Raw genomic sequence first — 20,243 nt, 5'->3', positions numbered from 1 at the left:
CTGATGTGATCCATGTGCAAAAGTGATTTATTCGGCCGGCTCTTGGGACTTGGTCATCCCGCGAATGACTTCCAATTTCTCCATCGGTTTGGGCGGCAGACTCTGGCTCACGCGCCGGATCGGTCGCGAACTGGTGGGGCGCTGAGCGTCGTTTTGCGCCACCACCAAAGCCGCGTTCGCTGTCTGAGCATTCAGTTGACTGGACCTTTGCAATAAATCTGCCTTGCGCGAACCTGGTGTGTCCACGCTGGCCACGTCCACCTGACTTCTCAGGACCAACGACAAGGCGCCGACACTTCTGGCCAAATCGATGATTTCAGCCTCCTGTGGTGTCGCTTCAAGGGTCACGGCACTCACCACACGTGGTTTGTTTTCGGTGCTGGTCACATCTTGTGCGACCGCCAGGACCTGAATCCTTTCCAGCACAATTTTTGAAACCGGGTTGTTGTCTTTGTCTGGGATGTTGGCCATGACATCCACAAAATTACCGGGCAGTGCAAATCCGGCCACACCAACAATTTCATTGACTTTCACAGTCACTGCACGCTTGCCCTCTTTCAAGACCGAGGACAGACCCCCTTTCTGACCCATGGCTGCCAATTTGGTTTCAAGGATCGGCTCACCACGCAATATGGGGATGTTGATCACGCGGTCATATGCCTGCTCGGTCGAATTCAGCGGTGATTTGATGGGGGCTGAGATCGGCCAACTCACGGTCTCCAGCATGGACGGCTGCAAGCGGGTGCCGATTTGAAGATCCCGGGTGGCCACCACCACCTTGATGGTGCTCATTTCATCTTTTTGCTTCAACCAGATGGCTGCCACAGATACGGTGGCAAGTGCCACGGCAGCTGCCAAAAAAATGATCAAAACCGGACGTTTATTCATCATGTATTTCCTATGGCCAACGTGATGGCACCTGATTTATGCAGTGACGATGTAATACGAAACCGTTCCCAAACCAACAGCCAAGGCATAGGGCACGCGCTCGGGTGATACCTGGTTGATCAAGGGTTGACCGAATGCCGGCCATTGACCTAGGCGGATGTGTTGCATCAGTCCGTTTTGAAGATTTTTCAAAACCATCCACCACCGCGATGTCCCAACAGCCCAGGCGATGGCCACGATTCCCCCAGCGATCAAGATGGCTACACAGACATTCAGCATGTCTGGCCAACCGACGAACATACCGACAGCCGCCACCAATTTGACGTCGCCAGCACCGACCATCTTGAACAGATGCAAAAACAAGAACACCAGAAAACCGACCATGCCACCCAGAGATGCGGAAACCAGCCCGATGCCTCGGGGCGTTAGGGACAAGACCACTGCGGTGAAAACGCCCCAGAGCACCAAGGTGTTGGGGATTTTTCGCATGCGCAAGTCGCTCCAACTGGCCAAGACCAGCAACGTGGCCAAGGCCAGTAAACTGACAAGTTCCAAATGCAGGTTCAGCATGTTCGGTTCCTGGGTTCTGTGGCTTCGCTCAGGCTGGAAATACAGCTGCCGCCAACCGTGTTGAGATTCGGGTGAACAAAGCACCCAATTGCGTACCCAGCGCTGTGGCACCCGCCGCAATACCCAACGCGACCAAAGCGGCCAGCAAGCCATATTCAATCGCCGTCGCACCCGACTCATCGTTGATAAAGTTTTGGATTTGATTTTTCATGGTCATAGACTCCAGTTGATGGTTAATGAACTTCCAGTGGCATTCACCTGATCGCGGTGATATCAAACCGATATCGCTTACAGGGAACTCTCCATTGCAGCGGTGATTTATTTATTGGCGGATTCAAGTACGAGGTGCAACAAAGATGAACCCGGTGATGGGTGGCTGAGGATGTCAAGGCATCATGGCCACTCAAACCGCCAAGTCCAAGTTGCCAGATGTACAAGCACCTCAGCCGAGAAGAACGATACCAAATTCACAGCCTTTTGAAAGCCAAACAGACCATTAGCGAGATTGCCCGATCCCTGGGCAGGAACCGCAGCACCATCAGCCGCGAACTCAGCCGTGGTCGTGGCCAGCGTGGCTACCGCGCCGAACAAGCCTGCGCCAAGGCGTCTGAGCGAGCACAGCGCAGCCGTAATGCCCGCCGTGTAGATTCCAAGGTCTGGTCCGATGTGGATTTCTACCTGGGCATTCAATGGAGCCCCGAGCAGATTGCAGGCAAGGTGGCGGTCAGCCATGAGAGCGTCTATTTGCATGTCTATGCGAACAAGGCTGCCGGTGGTGATTTACACACGCACCTGCGCAGCCAAAAGCCCCGGCGCAAACGCCACCTGTGCGGGCGTGACAGGCGTGGCCAGATCCCGAACCGCCGCCCGATCAGCGAGAGACCAAGTCACATTGAAGATCGCAAGCAAGTGGGCCACTGGGAGGGAGATACCGTCATTGGCGCGGCTCACAAACAAGCCATCGTGACACTGGTAGAACGCAAGAGTGGCTTTGCTGTGCTGGCCAAAGTGCCCAACAAGTCTGCCGATTTGGTGGGCCGGGCCATTGAAGCCAAGCTCAAGCCCGTGAACTCACGGGTGAAGACCTTGACGGTGGACAACGGCAAGGAGTTTGCCGATCACCAGGCCATCGATCAGGCCCTTGGCATCCAGACTTACTTTGCCGATCCGTATTGCAGCTGGCAGCGCGGCAGCAACGAGAACTTCAATGGTTTGCTGCGCCAATACATTCCCAAAAAGCGGCGCATGGAAACTGTCACCGATGAGGAGTTGACTATGATCGAAAACAGATTGAATCACCGGCCCAGAAAGCGGCTCGGATTCAAGACGCCATACGAGGTGTTTCACGCCTCGTTGAACCGTGTTGCACTTCGTCCTTGAATCCACCATTCGATCACCGCACTTTGACTTTAAGAAACGAAATCTCCTTCGTCTGTTAGCGCTCATACAAATCTGCGCATATGAATCAAGACAACTGATTCGCTTAATCGGCACTCATGCAGCCGTTGTCAATCGGGTCGCAATTCGACCAAAAAACAATCCCAATTCCGTTCCCAATGCGGTGGCACCTACAGTGATACCCAAAGCCACCAGTGCAGCAAGCAGGCCATATTCAATGGCGGTAGCACCACTTTCATCATGGGTGAAATTTTTCAATTCATGGATGAATTTCTTCATGTCAAAACTCCTGTTAGACAAAAAAATAGGACGCAGATCCAGTCGTTCTTTTACTGTCCTTGAACGAAATGAATGACACGGCTCATCGCCCCGACATCACAGCGCCATAAGGTTGCTGTGACAACTTGAATTTATGAATGGATTGCGCGGATGTCTGTTCGATGAATCACAGTCAGTGACTTGAAATATAAAAATAGACCCGGTGTTTTTGGTGCGACAGACCACGGTGTCTGACTTTTTTTTCTCATATGGTTTGCACCCAGGCCTGTCGCTCACCCGATGGCCTCTGGCATGTTTTTTTCTCACTCACAAGGATTTCACCCATGACTCAAGCCCAAGTTGATGTTCAGGTGCATGCAGACATTCGCCCACGAGCGGCGCGGTACAAACTGACGAAGCATCTACAAACAGGGACCGCCACGGTGGAGTTCGGATTGCTTTTGCCTTTGCTGCTCTTGATCGTCTCGGGCATTGTGGAATTTGGCATTGCGCTTTATGACAAAGCCGTTCTGACCAACGCCAGTCGTGAAGGGGCTCGTGCAGGCATTGTTTTGAGGGTTCCAGCCGTTACCAACAGTGAGATCTCCACACGTGTCTTGAATTACGCGGGCAACTCTCTGCTGACCCTGGGCGCATCCAGTCCCGTCACAGTGGACTTCCCCGCTCAAGCCAACCCAGACCATCTGGCAGTCCGCGTCAGCTACACCTTCAGGGGTTTGGCTTTGGGTAATCTGCTGAGCGCCATGGGATCACCCTTGGTTTTGACATCCACCACCGTCATGGTCAGAGAATGATGATGAAAACACACGACCACTCCATTGCCCCCACCCGCCCTGTCAAGCCGTGGGGCAAAAAACCGTCTGGCCAACAGCGCGCCGAACGAGGCGCTGTAACTTTGCTGGTCGCCTTGATGATTCCCGTCTTTCTCGGCATTGCGGCCTTGGTGATCGATGTGGCTTATGTTCAGATCGTCCGCAATGAAATGCAAAACGACGCCGATGCGGCCGCGCTGGCCGGTGCCAAGCTGTTGCGCAGCACTGCGTCGGCCACCCCGCAATGGTCCACTGCGGAGCTGGCTGCATCGGCCGCGGTGACACTGAACGCCGCAGATGGCAAGAAGATGCTGACTGGGCAAGTGCAATCAGGCTACTGGAACCCCACACAGGTCAATGCCACTTTGCAACTCCTGCCCATGAACCCAACGCGCAACGATGTTCCTGCGGTACAGGTCACGCTGAGCAAAGGTCAAGGGCAAAACGATGGCGAGGTGCCCACTTTTTTTGCGCGCATTTGGAATGTTTTTTCCACCCCAGTGAACGTCACGGCAGTCGCCGGCATCACCAGCCCCGGCACGATTGAGCCCGGCGGATTGTTTCCGTTGGTGGCCAGTCAGTGTGTGTATGACACGTACTGGAACACAAGCACCACCCCCCCCATCCCCAAAGTAGATCCTTCCACAGGACAGCCTTTTTTGCTGGTACTCGAGGCCTACGACGACAAGCCCAAAGACCCGTGCAAAACTTTTCAGTGGTCGTCACTTCTGACCGACAACAACGACGTCAAAACCTTCAGGGAACTGGTGGAAGAAAGAAATCCAGTCGAATTGAGCATCGGCCAAAAAATCTGGATCGAGCCCGGCTCCAAAACCACCTTGTACGACACGGTAGACGACTGCAGCGCAGCCAACAACAAGTCGTGTGAGTATGTGACTTTGCCCATGGTGAGCACCATTGCGGGTCATTCAGAACAACCCATCACCAGTTTTGCCTGCGCGCGCATTGTTGACGCGTCCAAAAAAGACAAGACCATCACCATTCAGCTGAGCACAAAATGCCCCGAGCCGCCATCGGGCGGCATCGGACCGGATTTTGGTGTGATTTCACCACCCAGCTTGTTTCGCTGAACATGCGCCCCGCCTGCTTGAATGGCGGAGACGTTAATTGAACCGATTCGTCCACTGCGGCAGTGGTGCCGACTTGTGCAGCACGTCCTGGTGCAGCCAGGTCGCGCTCTTGCGGGCCCGCTCGGCCACGGTCTCCAGCGGCAGTTGCTGGTAGTCGTCGTTGAAAACCTCGAAGCTGTAGTCACCCCGGTAGCCGATGCGGTCCAGGCGCAGCACCAGATCGGCCAACTGTTCGCTGTGCACACCTTCACCCGGGAACACACGGAAAGTGCGCGCCGTGGTCATGCGTTCTTCAAAGGTGGGGGTTTCCTGCCACATGAAGTCGGACAACTGAACCAGAAATATTTTGGAAGGGTCCAGCTCTTCGATCGCGTCCAGTGAGGTTTTGGCGGCGAAGATGTGGAACGAATCGATGCCAATCCCCAGATTGGGGCAATCAGCACGGCAGACCACGTCCCAGCTGGTGGTGAATTCGTTGACGGTGCGGCCCCAGGACAGCGCTTCGTAAGCGATCTGAATGCCCAGCGGCACCGCCAGCATGGCGAGTTTTTTCAGGTCGGCGGCGATGGCATCCAAGTCTTGCGTGGCGTGGCGCGAAGTGGACGAACACGCCAGCAAGACCTTGCTGCCGCTGGCCGCGCACATCTCCAGCATGGCCTTGGCGATGTCGAGCTTGTAGCTGTGCAAATGGCCTGACAGGCCTTCAAAATCGCGCAGCACCTGAAAACCGGTGGGCCGCATGCCGCTGGCCTGGACCGCAGCGACGGCGGCCTGCACACCACCGGGGTGCGTGACCAGATCGCGCGCCATCAGCATCACCTGAGAAAAACCCGCGCCCTTCATGGCGGCCAGTTTGGCCTCCAGGGTGCCCGCCATGGTGATGGTGTCCATGCCGTAGCCGTCAAGCATGTTCATGGCAAGTCTCCCGCAGGTCCGCCCCAAGGGAGACCGACGCCCCCTTGGGGGGGAGTGAATACACGAAGTGATGAACGTGGGGGCTTCATTTTTTTCACTGGTGAACGAGCTCAAAGGCAACCGAACCCAACGTGGCACGGGTGAGCGCACCCCGGTCTTCAGGGTGCAGCTGGGTCGATTCCACAAACTCCACGCCACGCGCCTTGAGCGCCGTCACCGCCTGGCCCACATCGGGCACGCCAAAGCCAATCCGCTGCAAACACTCGGGGCTGTCGTCGGCGTCCATCCAGGGCTCAGGCTCCACCAGTTGCCACAAGAAGCTGCCGCAAGGGCTTTTCATCAGCTTACCCTTGGGCAAGATGCCAAAGCGCTCTTCATCGGGAATGCTGCTGAAGTCGAACATGTGTTCGTAATAGGTCTGCCAATCGGCGCTGCGCGCTGCACCGATGTACTGCACCACGCCAAAGTAGCCCATGCCTGCCAGCGCAGGCGGGTTCGGGTCCACGGTGGGGATGGGCTTGAAATCGATGTCGTAAATAGAGAACTCTTGCCAGCGGTCCACAAAGTAAAAGCGGCTGCCCCCCGGGCCGTGGATGGCGGGGATGTGCAGCTCCATGGCCTGAGCGTGGCTGTCCACGTTCCATGCGCCCACATCCAAGCAGCGGGTGTGCGCCTTGAGGGCGTCTTGCACCCGAAAGGCCACGGCCGAGATGACCGGCTGGCCGTCGACCGTACCACTCACGCGGGCATCGTCGGGGCTGGCGTTGACCACCAGGTTCATGCCGCCCTGGCGGTACAGCGTCACTTCGCGTGAGCGGTGACGCGCCACCGGGCGAAAGCCCATGTTTTCGAGCACCTGACCCAAGGCCTGCGGGCGGCTGGTGGCGTATTCGATGAATTCAATGCCTGCGATGCCCAGTCGGTTGGGCATGTCCGGCACGGCTTCGCGGTCCACTCTGTTCAGGTTCATCTCAAGGCTCCTGTTGGGCGCTCAATAACTCAGCTGCGCCACACGGCGCAACACGTCGGCCGTGGTGGTGGGCAGGCCAAAAAATTCCAAATAGGCGGGGATTTGCTCGTACAACATGTCGGTGCCCACCTGCGTGCGGCAGCCGCGTGCTTGGGCCGCCGCCAAAAACGCGGTGGTCTCGGCACGCATGACCACCTCGCCCACAAAAGTGTCGGGGGACAGCCGCGACACATCCAAAGGCAGCGGGTCGCCTTCGTTCATGCCCAAGGGTGTGGCGTTAACAACCAAGTCATGCCCCGCCGGATCGTTGGCGCCGGTGCGCACATCGATTTGCGGGTGGTTGTCTTTGAGACGCTGGGCCAATGCCTCGCAGCCAGCGGCGTTCACATCAAACAGGCTGATGGCCGCAATGCCTGCGCCCGCGAGCGATGCCGCAATTGCGCAACCCACGCCCCCGGTGCCGACAACGAGCACGCGTTTGCCCACAAGGTCAAAACCCTTGCGCTGCACACCGCGCACAAAACCGGCTCCGTCAAACATGTCACCCACCAGGCGACCATCGGCCAAACGCTTGACCGCGTTGCAAGCCCCCGCCACGCGAACGGTGGCAGTCACTTCATCGATCAAACCCACCGTACTGACCTTGTGCGGCATGGTGATCAGCGCACCCCGAATGTTTTCGAGGGTGAACACAGACCGGAGGAAAACCGGGTAGTTCTCAGCTTTGCAGCCCATGGGCACCACCACCGCGTTGATACCCGCCTCGTTGAAGTACGGGTTGTAAATCATCGGGGACTTGAAGGTGTGCGTGGGGTAGCCGATGTGCGCGATGAGTTCGGTGTGGCCGTTGATCATGGGCTAAAGAAAAAGTGGCCCGCATCGTCAAAGCCTGCGGACTGAAAAAATCAGGAAATGTCCCCTGAATGCAGGGGGCAGACCCGCCGCTGCAGCGGAAGGCTGCAGCGGTCAAGTCAAAAGCCAGGCCACGGCTTGGGCCATGACCCTTGGGCTTACTTGCGCAGCTTGGCCAGCTCAGCTTGCAACTCGGACACGGTGGCGGCAATCGCCTCGCCGTGCTTGGCAATCACGGGCTTCATCTTGTCGCGCAAGATGGCCACTTCGGCCGCGGGCAAGGTGGTCACTTGCATGCCGTTTTTCTTCAGGTTCTCCAGCAAGCTGGCTTCCTGGGCGCGCGCCTGGGTACGCTGGAACTTCGAGGACTCAGCCGCCGCGTCGCTCAAGATTTTCTTTTCAGCGGCCGACAAGGTGTCCCAGAACTTCTTGCTGATCACAATCGACTGGGGGTTGTACTGGTGACCAGTCAGGACCATGTGCTTTTGCACTTCGAACAGCTTGGCGCCGTTGATGGTGGCCACAGGGTTTTCCTGGCCGTCCACGGCTTTTTGCTCCAAAGCAGCGTACAACTCTGGGAATGGCAGCGGTGTGGGGTTGGCACCCAGCGCCTTGACCCAGTCCACGTTGATTGGGTTGGGGATCACGCGCAGCTTCAGGCCTTCGATGTCCGAGACCTTGTTGATGGCGCGGCGGCCGTTGGTCACATGGCGAAAGCCCAGCTCATAAAAGCCCAGACCCACCAGGCCTTTTTCTTCCAGCTTGGCGTGCAATTTTTTACCAAAGGCACCGTCCACCACGGCATCGGCCTCCTGGCCGCTGGCGAACATGAAGGGGAAATCAAACACCGAGAAGTCCCGCACTTGCGAAGCAAAGATGCCCGAGTTCATGGAGGCCATCTCCAAAGTGCCGCCTTGGATGGCGGACACGTTGGCTTGGTCGCTGCCCAAAGCACCAGCAGGGAACACGTTGACTTTGAGCTTGCCGCCGGAGTTTTTCTCAACGATCTCCTTGAACTTTTCCATGCCCTGAATGATGGGGTGGCCCGCTGCATTCTGGTTGGCGAACTTGATGGTTTTGTCTTGCGCCGAAGCCACGCCCATGGCAGCCAGCGCCACGGTGGCGATCAAGGACTTGATGAATACACGTTTCATGAAGGGTCTCCAGTAAAAAGAAGGACGTACGCTGTGCATCAAAGGGGTGGTTGTCAGGCGTACCCGATCAGACAACCACACCCGGGAATCAATAGAACCAACGCGCGGGCACCATCACCAAAGCCGGGAAGGCCACCATGGCAAACATGATGGTGAACTGGGCGATCATGAAAGGCATCACGCCCCGCGTCACCTCGTCCATGCTGATTTTTCCGACACCCGCCACCGCGTTGAGCACCGTGCCCACAGGCGGTGTGATCAGGCCAATGGCGCAGTTGATGATGAACAGCACGCCGAAGTAAACCGGGTCAATGCCTGCGGCCTTGATCACCGGCATGAGCACCGGGGTCAAGAGCAAAATGGTGGGCGTCATGTCGAGCGCGGTGCCGATCACAATGATGATCACCATGATGGTGAACATGAGCAAACGAGGACTGCCCAGCAAGGGCTGCAAAATCTCGATCAGTTGGGCGGGCAAATTGGCCACCGTGATGAGCCAGGCCGAGACCATGGCAGCGGCCACCAAAAACATCACCACCGCGCTGGTTTTGGCCGAACTAACAAACAAGGGGTACAGGTCTTTCAAACCCAGTTCGCGGTAAACGAAAGTCGAGATGAACAAGGCGTAAACCGCCGCCACCACCGCCGCTTCGGTGGGGGTAAAAATGCCGAACTTCAAGCCAAACACCACGATGAGTGGCATCACCAAGGCCCAAGTGGCTTCGCGCATGGCCACCATGATCTCGCCCATGGACTTGCGTGGCGGCACCTGCACCAATTCTCGCCGAGCCAACCACCACCAGGTGACCCACAGCGATGCGCCCAACATGATGCCGGGCACGATACCGGCCATGAACAGTTTGGAGATGGACACGTTGCCCGCCACACCAAAGATCACAAAGCCAATGCTGGGCGGAATGACCGGGGCGATGATGCCGGCCGAGGCAATCAAGCCCGCCGAGCGAGAGCGGTCGTGACCTGCCGCCACCATCATGGGCAAGAGCAAGGCCGACAGCGCCGCCGCATCGGCCACGGCCGAACCCGACAACGCCGCCATGATGACAGCCGCCATGATGGTCACGTAACCCAGGCCGCCTTTGATGTGGCCGACGCAGGCCATCGCAAAGTTCACAATGCGGCGCGACAAACCACCCGCGTTCATGATCTCGCCGGCCAGCATGAAAAACGGCACGGCCAGCAAAGGGAAACTGTTGGCGCCTTCGAGCAGGTTTTGCGCAAGGATCTGCGCATCGAACATGTTCAGGTGCCACATCAGCGCCACGCCGCAGATCAAGAGCGAAAACGCAATCGGGATGCCAATGGCCATGGCCCCGAGCAGAGAAAAAACAAAAATAGCGATCGTCATGTCAGTCTCTCTTGCGCTCAGGCTTTGCCGCCGCCATGGGGCGACTCTTCGGATTCCTGCACCATGACCAAGTCTTCATCGCGCACTTGGCCGGTGAGCAAACGAAACAGATCGGTCAGCAAAATCAGGCCGCCCAGCACCGCAAACACCACCCCAGGGGCGTAGACCCAAGCCATGGTCACCTCCATGACCGCACTGGTGCTGCCCAGGTTGATCACGGTCTGCTCGTAGGCCCCTTTGAACAACAACCAGCAAACAAACAGCATGGCCACGTAGGACAAGCCAAGGCAAAACTTTTTGCCCGCAGGGCCCAGTCGGCTCAGCAACATGTCGGTGCCGAGATGCCCATGTTCTTTGAGGGCAATGACCGCACCCATGAAGGTCATCCAGACGAACAACCAGCGCGACAGCTCCTCAGACAAGGTGATGCCCGAGTTGAATCCGTAGCGCATGACCACGTTGCCAAACACCAGCACCACCATCACGGCCAAACACAGGGCCATGACCACGTTCAGGACTTTGCAAAAACCGTCGATGAATTGATGGACCAACACACGTCTCCAGATAGGGGTTGCCGATAATGTACGAACTGGTTAGTTTTTTAGGGATCCGTGATTACCCTGATATCCAGATGCCATAGCCACTTAACTGTTATGCCGAAACGGAATGGCTGACGAAGCGCAGGATCAACTCGACCACATGCACCCTTTTGAGGGTGTTGGCTTTTTCCTGGCTGGCGCGGTCCTGAAAGATCAGGCCAAAGGTGTGGCGGTTGGAGACGTTGAAAAACGTGAAAGCCGAAATCGCCGAGTGGATGTCCACCGGGTCCAGCCCTGCCCTGAACACGCCCTGCGCCACGCCCCGGTCGTACACCTCTTTCACAGAGGCAATGGCATTGGAGTTGAGCGCCTGAATGCTCTGGCTTTGGCGCAGGTAGTCGCCGCGCTGAATGTTTTCGTTCATCACCAGGCGAATAAAGTCTTCGTTGTCACGGTGGTGGTCGTAGGTGAACTCGACCAGCTTTTGCAAGGCCTGCGCCGGAGGCAGATCGTCCAGATGCAGGTCCGACTCGATGGCCCGCATGCGGCGGTAAGCCTCTTCAAGCACCGCCAGGTACAAGCCGTCCTTGCTGCCGAAGTAGTAATAGATCATGCGCTTGCTGGTGCGCGTGGCCGCTGCAATGGCGTCGATGCGCGCGCCGGTAAGCCCCTTGTCGGCAAACTCGTGCGTGGCCACCGTCAGGATCTCGGCCATGGTGCGGGCCGGGTCATTGGTGCGGCCAGCCTCCTTCACAGGGTCCGTTTCGGCCGCTTTGCTCTTGTCTGAATGTACCAATTGGTTCATTTGGCGAGTATAGATCGCCTCCAGCACCCAGTATCGATGCGCGGCAAGCACATCACGAACGACTCAAACCAGCGGTACCGTCAGTTGGCGAATCACGGCTGCCGTATCGGGCCGCACGCCACGCCACCACGCAAAGGCCTCAGCCGCCTGCTCTGCCAGCATGCCCACACCGTCGGCCAGGTGTGTCACGCCCTCTTGCTGCGCCAGCTTCAAAAATGGCGTGAGACCTTTGCCATAGGTCAGGTCATAGGCCAGGCAGCCCGCTGCAAATACGCTGGGGGGCAATGGCGGCAGCTCGGCCGTGAGGCTGGACGAGCTGGCGTTGAGCACCACGTCAAACGCCTGCCCCTGCAAGTCGGCATATCCCAGCCCCTGCACGGGCACTTTGCCAGTTTGATGTCGGTGCGCCAAGGCAGCCAACTCCAGTGCCTTGGCCACCGTTCGGTTGACAATCAGCAGCTCGGCAGGCTGCTCGGCCAGCAGGGGCAAAAGAGCACCCCGTGTGGCCCCCCCTGCACCTAAAACCAACACACGCAGCCCCTTGAGCGGGCAAGCCAGGTTGTGCACCAAGTCACGCACCAGTCCCACACCGTCAAAATTTTCGGCAAATACCTTGTCGCCCTCAAACTTCATCGCATTCACGGCACCAGCCATCTGCGCGCTGGGCGCCAGGTCGGTGGCGTAGGCAAAGGCATCGAGCTTGAAAGGCGCGGTCACGTTCATGCCCCGCCCGCCATTGGCGCGAAACGCGTCCACCGTGGTCGCAAACTCACCCAAGGGGCCCAGCAACTTGCCGTAGTCAATGTCTTGCCCCGTCACCTGCGCAAAAGCGCTGTGGATCAATGGCGATTTGCTTTGCACAATGGGGTTGCCGATCACGGCGTAGCGGTCTGTCATGGGATCATCTCGAACAACAATCTGTCGATCTTATCGCTGATGCTCCTGCCCTCTGACCCGTTGGGTCTGAGGCTGAGATCGATCCGCTTTATGATGTTCTCCGTTCAGATTGACTTAAGACGGAGAGACGACATGACACTGCAACCCCAAATGTTGGCCTTGCTCTTCACCGTGATCTTGTTGGCGGTCACCACCTACTTTTTGTTGGGCTCCATTCCCCTGTTGACACTCAAGCACGACAACCCGATGGATTCCCGGTTCATCCGCTCGTTCTACATCACTTACTTTCGCTTGGCCCTGATCGCCGCTTTGGCCGCGGCCATCAGCTTCGCCTTCGCTGGCAAAACCGGTTTGTCCATGGGCGCGGGCGGCATTGCCTTACTGACTTGGCTGATGCGTCAACATTTGATCACCCGCATGGACCATTTCGGGGCGCAAATACGGGCCGATGAGCTGGTGGCGATTCCCGCTTTTAGAAAAATGCACAAGTCGGCCATCTTGATCAATGCCACGCAACTGCTCGCCATCTTGAGCAGTCTGAGTTCGTTCTAAAGCATTCGACAGAGTGAGAAGGCCTCAATTGTCCCAATGACTTTGGCGACAAGCCATGAAAGATCGTCTTGCCCCTGGCCTTTGGGCCCTGCGGCCACTGCCGAAAAAACCTGAACCCTTGATGTTCAGTGCCGTCCCACCAGCTTGTAAATCACACCCCCCAGCAGCAAAATGCCGACAGCTGCAGCCGTGAATGCCTGGGGTAACCAGTCCAGATCAACGGCCTGGGCCATCAACACCACCCCGGTCGATTGGCCAAAGAAAAGAGAACAAGCAAACAGCGTGACCGCCGTGCCCCGGGAGGCTGGCGCCATTTGGGTGGCCTGAACCTGCAAAGTGTTGTGGAGCATGTAAAAGCCAAACCCGGTGGCGAGGCACCCCAGCATGCCCAGGGCTGTGGCCTGCGCCCATGCCAGCGTGAGCAATCCCAAAGCAATGCAGACCACGCCTGCTCTGACCAAGCCTCGCTCCCCGCCAAGCCAGCCCAGCCAGCGCTTGGCCATCTGGCTGTAGACCAAACCACCAACGCCATAAAGCATCATGACCGAGCCCGCAAGAACCACGCTCATGTCAAACTGCTGGTGCAAATGGGTCGGAATGAAGGCCATGGTGCCAAAAACCAATGCGCCCTCGATGGCGGTGACGGTCAGCACCTGCCGAACACGCACCGTGCGCAGCATCTGGGCCGTGTTGGCAAAGTAGGTCCAGAAACTGTCCGACCCAGAGGCTGGAACCGTGGCAGGTGTCTTGCGCAACTTGTGCCAAAGCATCCAGGCGGCGATGGCGAAGAGACCCGAAACCACAGCGAATGCGGTGCGCCAACCCAAGTGCTCTGCCGCAAAGCCCCCAAACCACAAACCAAACATCATGCCGGTGACGGTGTAACCCATCAGCTTGGCCAGAGTTTCCTGCCTGCGGTCATAAGCGACCTGGTCGCCGATCCACGCCATGGACAACGGGATGATGCCCGCCGCCGCGGCCCCCATGAAACCACGCATGATGATCAACAAGCTCAAATCAGAAGCCATACTGGTGATGGCACTGAACACCGCGCAAGCCAGCACGGCCAAAGAGATGACCCGCAACTTGCCAAAACGGTCTCCCAAGGGCCCGTAAAACAATTGGAGCACGCCATAAGCCACGGCAAAAGCCGAAACCACAAGAGAAGCCTCGCCCGTGGTGACCTCGAACTCTTGCCCCAGCACCACCAGCATCGGGTCGCACAAACGCATCGAGGCCATGCTGGCAAAACCAGCCAGCCCCATGACGCGCAAACTGTTGCGCTCAGCTTGCGCAGTGATCATCGTTCAAGCATTCAACTGTTGTTCCAGATCGTGCAAGACCTGGTAGCAAGGCAGCACCTGGGCAATCGAGCTGTTAGGTTCGCGGCCCTCTTGGATCGCAGCAAAGAATTCACGGTCTTGCAACTCGATGCCGTTCATGGACACCGCCACTTTCGACACATCGATTTTTTCTTCCTTACCCGTGAACAAGTCGTCGTAACGCGCCAGGTAAGTGCCCGTGTCGCCGATGTAGCGGAAGTAAGTGCCCAAGGGGCCATCGTTGTTGAAGCTCAAGCTGAGTGTGCAGATCGCGCCATTGGCCGCTTGCAACTGGATGCTCATGTCCATGGCAATGCCTAAAGCAGGGTGGATCGGGCCTTGCACCGCGTTGGCTTTGACGATGGGGCTGCCGCACTGGTAAGCGAACAGGTCTACGGTGTGGGCCGCGTGGTGCCACAGCAAGTGGTCGGTCCAGCTGCGGGCCTGGCCGAGCGCGTTCATGTTGGTGCGGCGGAAAAAGTAGGTCTGCACATCCATTTGCTGGATGTTGAACTCTCCGGCCTTGATCTTGTGGTTGACCCACTGGTGGCTGGGGTTGAAACGGCGGGTATGGCCCACCATGGCCACCAAACCGGTTTCCTTTTGTACGCGCAGGACTTCCTGACCTTCTTTGTACACATCGCACATCGGAATCTCGACCTGCACATGCTTGCCCGCCTTCAGGCAGGCCAGGGTTTGGCTGGCGTGCATTTGCGTGGGGGTGCACAAGATGACGGCATCGACTTCTTTCAGGGCCAGCGACTCGTTCAGGTCGGTGGTGACGTGGCCAATGCCGTATTTGTCGGCCACCTCTTTGGTTTTGGCGAACTCACGGCCGATCAAGGAGACGACTTCCACGCCGTCGATGTTTTGGATGCCGTCCAGGTGTTTGATGCCGAAGGCACCCGCGCCAGCGAGGGCGACTTTGATGGTTTTGCTCATGGGTATTCCTCTTAAACGTTTTCCAGAATCACGTGACCCACCGCCGTGTTGCTGGCGGGCACATGGTAGAAGCGGTGGCGCAACAGGGGTGCAGGGCCTGTGGCCTTGCCGCTCTCGATGTCGCTCATCGCGCCCCGAGCGATCAGCCACATGACCAGCTCGATGCCTTCGCTGCCCGCTTCGCGCACATAGTTGATGTGCGGTGTGGCAGCGGCAGCAGCCGGGTCGTTGATGAGTTGATCCAGCCAGGCGTTGTCCCACTCGCGGTTGATCAGGCCCGCACGCGCACCCTGCAGCTGGTGGCTCATACCGCCTGTGCCCCAGATGTGGACATTGATATCTTCGTCGTAACTCTCCACCGCCTTGCGAATGGCTTGGCCTAAATTGAAGCAACGCTGGCCACTGGGCACAGGGTACTGCACCACGTTGACCGCAAACGGGATCACCGGACAAGGCCAGGCGTCTTTGACCGGGTCCAATTCGCCGCACATCAGCGACAGCGGGACGGTGAGGCCGTGGTCCACGTCCATCTTGTTGACGATGGTCAAGTCAAAGTCCTGCTGAATAACGGACTGCGCGATGTGGCTGGCCAGCTCGGGGTGGCCTTTCACAACCGGCACCGGGCGCGGGCCCCAGCCTTCGTCGGCGGGGGTGTACTCGGCGGCCGTGCCAATGGCAAAGGTCGGGATCATGTCCAGGCTGAAAGCCGTGGCGTGGTCGTTGAAGACCAAAATGATGACGTCGGGCTTGTTGTCCTTCATCCATTTTTTAGAGAAGTCGTAGCCTGCAAACAGGGGCTTCCAATAGTCTTCTTTGGTTTTACCCAAGTCCATGGCCGCGCCGATGGCGGGCACATGCGAGGTGTAAACAGATGCGGTGATGCGTGCCATGTTTATGCTTTCTGTCCTGCTGCGCGAAGTTGTTGCCCGGCTGCGCCTTGGGGTTGGTTGTGGGCTTGGGCGCTCCCGTTTTCGCCGATGTAGCGGTTGCCTTCGACGCTGCGGCCACCTGCGATCATCATGTTGCGGTATTCCTCTTCGGTCATGCCGGTCATGGAGCCCGCCATTTGCTGGAAGCTCTTGCCGTCGGTCGCGCCGATCTTGGCCAGAAAATAAATGTTGCCGCCGGTGCGCATGCACCAGTTCAAATCGCGCGCCAGCACGGCCTGCTTTTGCTCTTCTGTCATTGGCCATTCGTCCAAATAAGCGCGCTCGTCAGCTTTGAACCGTTCGCGGTTTTCGGCCTTCATCAACGACATGCAAAACTGGTTGAGCCAATAGCCCTTGCGCGATTGCTCGGCATCAAAAATGATGGTGCCGGGTACGTCGGTGTAAGGTTTGTCTAATGCCATATGAAACTTTCTTTTGAAGTGGATCGTTGTGGGAGATCGCCTCTGCAGCCGAATCATTCGTGAGCAGGGGCTCGCTCCCACAGGAGCTGGCGTTTATGCCTGCTCTTCAGGCCAGTAAAGGCGCATCGGGTTGTCGACCAGCAGCTTCTTTTGTAGCTCTGCCGTGGGCGCGATGTGTGGGATGAAGTCCACCAGCAGACCATCGTCAGGCATGTGGTCCTTCAGGTTGGGGTGTGGCCAGTCGGTGCCCCACAGGACGCGGTCGGGGAACTCTTCCACGATGCGTTTGGCAAACGGGATCACGTCTTGATAAGCGTTTTGCTCGCCGTCCAAGGCCTTGGGGCCAGTCACCGACAAACGCTCAGGACAAGACACTTTGCTCCAGACATTGATGTGTTCGCGCATGAACTTCTGGAACAGCGCAAATTGCGGGCCATCCACCGGCAGCGACACATCGGGGCGGCCCATGTGGTCCACCACCACGGTGGTGGGCAGTGCGGTGAAGAAATCCCACAGCTCAGGCAGGTCAACGGCTTCAAAGTAAATGACCACATGCCAGCCCCATTTTTTGATGCGGCTGGCGATCTCCATCAGTTCGTCTTTGGGCGTAAAGTCCACCAGGCGTTTGACGAAGTTGAAACGCACACCGCGCACACCCGCGTCGTGCATGGCCTGAATTTCTTCATCGGTCACGCTGCGTTTGACGGTGGCCACGCCTCGCGCCATGCCGCCCGAGTTGACCAGCGCATCGACCATGGCGCGGTTGTCTGCGCCGTGGCAGGTAGCTTGCACCACCACATTGCGCGCAAAGCCCAAATGATCTCGCAGTGCACACAGCTGATGCTTGGAAGCATCGCAGGGCGTGTACTTACGCTCCGGTGCATAAGGAAACTCGGCACCGGGGCCAAAGACGTGGCAGTGGGCGTCCACCGCGCCAGCGGGCAGTCGGAAGCGGGGCTGAGACGGGCCGGTGTACCAGTCCATCCAGCCTGCTGTTTTGCTGAAGTCACCTGTGGTGGGTTTACTCATGTCGCTCCTTCTTCGTTACATGCGCAAACCCCACCACAGCTCAGCTTGTGCGATGGCACAAGCTGACGATGCGGTCAAGGTTGGCGCAAAATCAATGGTTGACCGATGCGTTGCCGCTCAATGTCTTCCGGGTGGTAGGGCAATTGAGGCCAGCGCTTTTCAGCGTACATCCTCAACTGATCGGTTTGGTGGGGCGAGCCCGCTTGTGAACTCTGACCGTAGGTCAACAAAGCTTGCGCGACGGGACCACGCTCGTCGAACATGACGGTTTGAACATAGCTGGTGCCGTAATCAATGCGAATGCCGTCTTTGTTCAACCCTGGTCGGGCGCGATCACCCACATTGTTCAGCACCCCTTCAATTTCATCACCGCCATGCAGTGGAATGTTTTCATTGGAGAAAACAACACGCTGCACCTGACCCAAAGGTGCGTCCAAGACAAAACCAGCCTCGCGCATTTTCTTCACAGCAGCGCCCAGCGCGCCCCAGACACGGGTTGCGGTGGCTGCATCAGTCATACGCAGGCCAGCAGGCGTAGCGACGACGCGGGCTTTGTCAAAGGGCTCGCGGTACACATTGGGGATCTGGCTGGCAGCACGCCAAAACTCGCGGAACAGGGGTGCCCCTTTGGCGTCGGCGTTGTTGCGCATGCCCGCGTCATGAAATACCTTGAGTGCAGCGCAACCCTCTTGAGCCTCGGCATTCGGCGCCTGCGCACAGGCGGCCAGCAAATCCGGAAGCACCATGCGCGCCACCAAATTGCGGTTTTCGAACAACTGCGCTTGCATGCCAGCGAGGCTGATCTTGCCTTTGCCGAGCATTTCTGGAATTTCAATCAGCTCTGAACGGGTCCGCGGACGGCGAACGACATCGTCACCCACCATGATGGAAACCGGACCCCATTTGTGTTCAGGGTGGGTATAGAAAAAGCTGTCATTGCTGTTGTGCACCCAATCTTGACGCACAACCACAGGCATGCGGGAAGGCGCAATCAGCCCTGGTACAGGCGAAGCGCTGTCACGCTTCCAATTGCAATCACTGCGCGAACCATTGAGCACGACCAAGTTGGCAGCGGTCAAGAGCGCTGCAGCTGGACGGCTGGGCGCACATCGCTGCAAATCAGCCATCTCCAGATCGGGCACGCCACTGACATCCGCAAACATCGCGTCGCCTGCCCGGTCAGCCGCAATGGTGTTGACGAAGGGTGTGCCCATCAGGTTCATGGCACTGCGCATGTCGGCCACGCTGCGGGATGCCGCAAACTGAAGGTACATGTCCGTCGAGCGCACGCTGCCAGAATTGGCGTCTTGGATCGCATAGGCGCGCTCTGCAGTCCAGTTCAAACCAGCGCGTGGCATCACCAACACCGGCCCAAAACGACTGTTCCAAATTGTTTGCTCACGCCCACCTACCAGCACCTTCTTGGCCACCATCGGCTCTTCTTTGCCGTCGATCAAATATGTGGTCGGCTTACCCGGTGCCAAGCTCAGCTCGTGGAGCGTGAAGCGCTTGCCGGTCGACACCGTGTGTGACCAAGCGACGTCTTTGTTGAAGCCAATTTGAACGGCCGCCGTCCAGCCCAGCGCAGCGCCCATGACATCCAATTGCCCTGGAATCGTCAGGTGCATCTGATAAAAGCGACTGGGGCCCACCCAAGGGTAGTGCGGGTTGCCCAAGAGCATGCCGCGGCCATTGGTGGTGGTTTGCTTACCAAAAGCCCACGCGTTTGACCCGAGAGGGGAATCGAGCAAACCCGCCTCGCGCAATTGCTCACGAGCGCCCTGCGCATGGGCCAGCAAAAGGTCTTCTGAGGCTTTCAGCGAAGGGGCCACTTGGGCAGTGCGAGCCGGAGGCGCTGCAGCGGCGATCGCATCGGCCAAGGCGCCCGCACCCGCTTGCACTTGGATGGCCTCGGTGGCGCGGTAAATGTCAGACAGCGTCATCGGCGTCAGCCACGGCTTGCCATTGCATTCGACAGGCAGTTTGCCTGCGTGATCTTGAAGAAAGCGATTGAAACCGGCCACATAGCCGCGCGCCATCGCGCGGTTGTTGTCACTGGATTGATCCCAGGCCGCTTTCAGTTTGGCGTCATCCATGTGCGCCTGCACAAAGGCGTCAATGACCGCGTTGGGCAAAGTGCGCACGCCAAGCACGCCGGTGGCACTTGGACCAAAATGCTGCGAGCGTTGGCCACGGACAGTCGCCATGACGTCAGCGCTCAGGCACACATTGTCTTGTGCGTGCGCGTAGGCGATGCCGTAAGACAGCATTTCCATGTTGGCGGCGGTGACGTGCGGGATCCCATGCGTTGTCCGCACGATTTTCACACTGTCCGCAGAAGTGACGGAGGCAGCGCTGCCGAAAGGCATGCTCGTACAAGCGGACAAGCCGAGCACTGCAGCCACTGTGGCAGTGAGCAAAAACATGGACTTCTTGTTCAAGTGAATCTCCTCAGGATGTGTAGCTTTTGATTGTTGCCGCCTAAAAGCACGCTCATCCTCAAGGTTATCC

22 protein-coding genes are annotated in these 20,243 nt (G+C 57.9%); 4 read left to right on the top strand and 18 right to left on the bottom strand.

Going from position 1 to position 20,243, the window contains the following annotated elements:
* Positions 1-27 precede the first annotated feature (27 nt).
* The 3 genes from cpaB to ACZ5SR_RS06595 are packed head-to-tail and all read right to left on the bottom strand — an operon-like array spanning position 28 to position 1,669.
* The gene (gene cpaB, locus ACZ5SR_RS06605) at positions 28-888 is read right to left on the bottom strand and encodes a Flp pilus assembly protein CpaB (RefSeq protein WP_464450763.1); all 861 of its coding nucleotides are present in this window, start codon (positions 886-888) and stop codon (positions 28-30) included.
* A gap of 36 nt (positions 889-924) precedes the next feature.
* Entirely contained in the window at positions 925-1,458 is a 534-nt protein-coding gene (locus ACZ5SR_RS06600; RefSeq protein WP_464450762.1) for an A24 family peptidase, read from the bottom strand.
* A gap of 28 nt (positions 1,459-1,486) precedes the next feature.
* Positions 1,487-1,669, bottom strand: coding sequence for a Flp family type IVb pilin (locus tag ACZ5SR_RS06595; protein WP_464450761.1), 183 nt, complete (start codon positions 1,667-1,669; stop codon positions 1,487-1,489).
* 218 nt (positions 1,670-1,887) lie between these two features.
* On the opposite strand from ACZ5SR_RS06595, the gene ACZ5SR_RS06590 reads away from it, so the two are divergent.
* Positions 1,888-2,838 (top strand): IS30 family transposase, encoded by a 951-nt coding sequence (locus ACZ5SR_RS06590; RefSeq protein WP_464448415.1) that lies wholly within the window; start codon positions 1,888-1,890, stop codon positions 2,836-2,838.
* A 114-nt stretch (positions 2,839-2,952) separates the two neighbouring features.
* Here ACZ5SR_RS06590 and ACZ5SR_RS06585 read toward each other — a convergent pair whose 3' ends face one another.
* Entirely contained in the window at positions 2,953-3,135 is a 183-nt protein-coding gene (locus ACZ5SR_RS06585; protein ID WP_464450760.1) for a Flp family type IVb pilin, read from the bottom strand.
* A 323-nt stretch (positions 3,136-3,458) separates the two neighbouring features.
* On the opposite strand from ACZ5SR_RS06585, the gene ACZ5SR_RS06580 reads away from it, so the two are divergent.
* Together ACZ5SR_RS06580 and ACZ5SR_RS06575 are read left to right on the top strand one after the other, a co-directional pair.
* Entirely contained in the window at positions 3,459-3,929 is a 471-nt protein-coding gene (locus ACZ5SR_RS06580) for a TadE/TadG family type IV pilus assembly protein (protein ID WP_464450759.1), read from the top strand.
* Positions 3,930-3,931: 2 nt separating this feature from the next.
* Complete coding sequence (locus tag ACZ5SR_RS06575; protein WP_464450758.1) at positions 3,932-5,038, top strand: TadG family pilus assembly protein; 1,107 nt, start codon at positions 3,932-3,934, stop codon at positions 5,036-5,038.
* Positions 5,039-5,071: 33 nt separating this feature from the next.
* Here ACZ5SR_RS06575 and ACZ5SR_RS06570 read toward each other — a convergent pair whose 3' ends face one another.
* From ACZ5SR_RS06570 to aroE, 8 genes are all read right to left on the bottom strand, one after another.
* Positions 5,072-5,953: a sugar phosphate isomerase/epimerase family protein gene (locus tag ACZ5SR_RS06570; RefSeq protein WP_464450757.1), complete on the bottom strand. Its 882-nt coding sequence runs from the start codon at positions 5,951-5,953 to the stop codon at positions 5,072-5,074.
* Between the two features lie 94 nt (positions 5,954-6,047).
* Entirely contained in the window at positions 6,048-6,923 is an 876-nt protein-coding gene (locus tag ACZ5SR_RS06565; protein ID WP_464450756.1) for a 4-hydroxyphenylpyruvate dioxygenase, read from the bottom strand.
* Between the two features lie 21 nt (positions 6,924-6,944).
* The gene (locus tag ACZ5SR_RS06560) at positions 6,945-7,778 is read right to left on the bottom strand and encodes a shikimate dehydrogenase family protein (protein WP_464450755.1); all 834 of its coding nucleotides are present in this window, start codon (positions 7,776-7,778) and stop codon (positions 6,945-6,947) included.
* A 155-nt stretch (positions 7,779-7,933) separates the two neighbouring features.
* Positions 7,934-8,929 (bottom strand): TRAP transporter substrate-binding protein, encoded by a 996-nt coding sequence (locus tag ACZ5SR_RS06555; protein ID WP_464450754.1) that lies wholly within the window; start codon positions 8,927-8,929, stop codon positions 7,934-7,936.
* An 88-nt stretch (positions 8,930-9,017) separates the two neighbouring features.
* On the bottom strand, positions 9,018-10,295 hold the full coding sequence (locus ACZ5SR_RS06550; protein WP_464450753.1) for a TRAP transporter large permease subunit: 1,278 nt from the start codon (positions 10,293-10,295) through the stop codon (positions 9,018-9,020).
* 17 nt (positions 10,296-10,312) lie between these two features.
* Positions 10,313-10,846 carry a TRAP transporter small permease gene (locus tag ACZ5SR_RS06545; RefSeq protein WP_464450752.1) on the bottom strand — a complete coding sequence of 178 codons (534 nt, stop codon included), beginning with the start codon at positions 10,844-10,846 and terminating at the stop codon, positions 10,313-10,315.
* A gap of 100 nt (positions 10,847-10,946) precedes the next feature.
* Positions 10,947-11,639 carry a TetR/AcrR family transcriptional regulator gene (locus ACZ5SR_RS06540; protein ID WP_464450751.1) on the bottom strand — a complete coding sequence of 231 codons (693 nt, stop codon included), beginning with the start codon at positions 11,637-11,639 and terminating at the stop codon, positions 10,947-10,949.
* Positions 11,640-11,702: 63 nt separating this feature from the next.
* The gene (aroE, locus tag ACZ5SR_RS06535; RefSeq protein ID WP_464450750.1) at positions 11,703-12,536 is read right to left on the bottom strand and encodes a shikimate dehydrogenase; all 834 of its coding nucleotides are present in this window, start codon (positions 12,534-12,536) and stop codon (positions 11,703-11,705) included.
* 132 nt (positions 12,537-12,668) lie between these two features.
* Here aroE and ACZ5SR_RS06530 point away from each other — a divergent pair, with 132 nt between their 5' ends.
* On the top strand, positions 12,669-13,088 hold the full coding sequence (locus ACZ5SR_RS06530) for a hypothetical protein (protein WP_464450749.1): 420 nt from the start codon (positions 12,669-12,671) through the stop codon (positions 13,086-13,088).
* A 125-nt stretch (positions 13,089-13,213) separates the two neighbouring features.
* Here the strand turns inward: ACZ5SR_RS06530 and ACZ5SR_RS06525 are convergent, their stop codons facing one another.
* The 6 genes from ACZ5SR_RS06525 to ACZ5SR_RS06500 all read right to left on the bottom strand — a co-directional run bounded on the left by ACZ5SR_RS06525 (position 13,214) and on the right by ACZ5SR_RS06500 (position 20,173).
* Positions 13,214-14,392 carry an MFS transporter gene (locus tag ACZ5SR_RS06525; RefSeq protein ID WP_464450748.1) on the bottom strand — a complete coding sequence of 393 codons (1,179 nt, stop codon included), beginning with the start codon at positions 14,390-14,392 and terminating at the stop codon, positions 13,214-13,216.
* A 3-nt stretch (positions 14,393-14,395) separates the two neighbouring features.
* Entirely contained in the window at positions 14,396-15,352 is a 957-nt protein-coding gene (locus tag ACZ5SR_RS06520) for a Gfo/Idh/MocA family oxidoreductase (RefSeq protein ID WP_464450747.1), read from the bottom strand.
* 11 nt (positions 15,353-15,363) lie between these two features.
* Complete coding sequence (locus ACZ5SR_RS06515) at positions 15,364-16,242, bottom strand: class III extradiol dioxygenase subunit beta (RefSeq protein ID WP_464450746.1); 879 nt, start codon at positions 16,240-16,242, stop codon at positions 15,364-15,366.
* A 2-nt stretch (positions 16,243-16,244) separates the two neighbouring features.
* Positions 16,245-16,703, bottom strand: a complete 459-nt coding sequence (gene ligA / locus ACZ5SR_RS06510) for a protocatechuate 4,5-dioxygenase subunit alpha (protein WP_464450745.1) — start codon at positions 16,701-16,703, stop codon at positions 16,245-16,247.
* Positions 16,704-16,796: 93 nt separating this feature from the next.
* Positions 16,797-17,732 carry an amidohydrolase family protein gene (locus ACZ5SR_RS06505; protein ID WP_464450744.1) on the bottom strand — a complete coding sequence of 312 codons (936 nt, stop codon included), beginning with the start codon at positions 17,730-17,732 and terminating at the stop codon, positions 16,797-16,799.
* Positions 17,733-17,806: 74 nt separating this feature from the next.
* Positions 17,807-20,173: a penicillin acylase family protein gene (locus ACZ5SR_RS06500; RefSeq protein WP_464450743.1), complete on the bottom strand. Its 2,367-nt coding sequence runs from the start codon at positions 20,171-20,173 to the stop codon at positions 17,807-17,809.
* Positions 20,174-20,243 lie beyond the last annotated feature (70 nt).

Source organism: Limnohabitans sp. TEGF002 (assembly GCF_055395845.1).
Note: the sequence above shows the minus strand (reverse complement) of the source record. Positions and strands in the feature narration are given on the sequence as shown.

What these genes read in the sequence shown, in the direction of transcription:
- cpaB (WP_464450763.1), bottom strand. Translation starts at nt 888, where the DNA reads ATGAATAAACGTCCGGTTTTGATCATTTTTTTGGCAGCTGCCGTGGCA.
- ACZ5SR_RS06600 (WP_464450762.1), bottom strand. Translation starts at nt 1,458, where the DNA reads ATGCTGAACCTGCATTTGGAACTTGTCAGTTTACTGGCCTTGGCCACG.
- ACZ5SR_RS06595 (WP_464450761.1), bottom strand. Translation starts at nt 1,669, where the DNA reads ATGAAAAATCAAATCCAAAACTTTATCAACGATGAGTCGGGTGCGACG.
- ACZ5SR_RS06590 (WP_464448415.1), top strand. Translation starts at nt 1,888, where the DNA reads ATGTACAAGCACCTCAGCCGAGAAGAACGATACCAAATTCACAGCCTT.
- ACZ5SR_RS06585 (WP_464450760.1), bottom strand. Translation starts at nt 3,135, where the DNA reads ATGAAGAAATTCATCCATGAATTGAAAAATTTCACCCATGATGAAAGT.
- ACZ5SR_RS06580 (WP_464450759.1), top strand. Translation starts at nt 3,459, where the DNA reads ATGACTCAAGCCCAAGTTGATGTTCAGGTGCATGCAGACATTCGCCCA.
- ACZ5SR_RS06575 (WP_464450758.1), top strand. Translation starts at nt 3,932, where the DNA reads ATGAAAACACACGACCACTCCATTGCCCCCACCCGCCCTGTCAAGCCG.
- ACZ5SR_RS06570 (WP_464450757.1), bottom strand. Translation starts at nt 5,953, where the DNA reads ATGAACATGCTTGACGGCTACGGCATGGACACCATCACCATGGCGGGC.
- ACZ5SR_RS06565 (WP_464450756.1), bottom strand. Translation starts at nt 6,923, where the DNA reads ATGAACCTGAACAGAGTGGACCGCGAAGCCGTGCCGGACATGCCCAAC.
- ACZ5SR_RS06560 (WP_464450755.1), bottom strand. Translation starts at nt 7,778, where the DNA reads ATGATCAACGGCCACACCGAACTCATCGCGCACATCGGCTACCCCACG.
- ACZ5SR_RS06555 (WP_464450754.1), bottom strand. Translation starts at nt 8,929, where the DNA reads ATGAAACGTGTATTCATCAAGTCCTTGATCGCCACCGTGGCGCTGGCT.
- ACZ5SR_RS06550 (WP_464450753.1), bottom strand. Translation starts at nt 10,295, where the DNA reads ATGACGATCGCTATTTTTGTTTTTTCTCTGCTCGGGGCCATGGCCATT.
- ACZ5SR_RS06540 (WP_464450751.1), bottom strand. Translation starts at nt 11,639, where the DNA reads ATGAACCAATTGGTACATTCAGACAAGAGCAAAGCGGCCGAAACGGAC.
- aroE (WP_464450750.1), bottom strand. Translation starts at nt 12,536, where the DNA reads ATGACAGACCGCTACGCCGTGATCGGCAACCCCATTGTGCAAAGCAAA.
- ACZ5SR_RS06530 (WP_464450749.1), top strand. Translation starts at nt 12,669, where the DNA reads ATGACACTGCAACCCCAAATGTTGGCCTTGCTCTTCACCGTGATCTTG.
- ACZ5SR_RS06525 (WP_464450748.1), bottom strand. Translation starts at nt 14,392, where the DNA reads ATGATCACTGCGCAAGCTGAGCGCAACAGTTTGCGCGTCATGGGGCTG.
- ACZ5SR_RS06520 (WP_464450747.1), bottom strand. Translation starts at nt 15,352, where the DNA reads ATGAGCAAAACCATCAAAGTCGCCCTCGCTGGCGCGGGTGCCTTCGGC.
- ACZ5SR_RS06515 (WP_464450746.1), bottom strand. Translation starts at nt 16,242, where the DNA reads ATGGCACGCATCACCGCATCTGTTTACACCTCGCATGTGCCCGCCATC.
- ligA (WP_464450745.1), bottom strand. Translation starts at nt 16,703, where the DNA reads ATGGCATTAGACAAACCTTACACCGACGTACCCGGCACCATCATTTTT.
- ACZ5SR_RS06505 (WP_464450744.1), bottom strand. Translation starts at nt 17,732, where the DNA reads ATGAGTAAACCCACCACAGGTGACTTCAGCAAAACAGCAGGCTGGATG.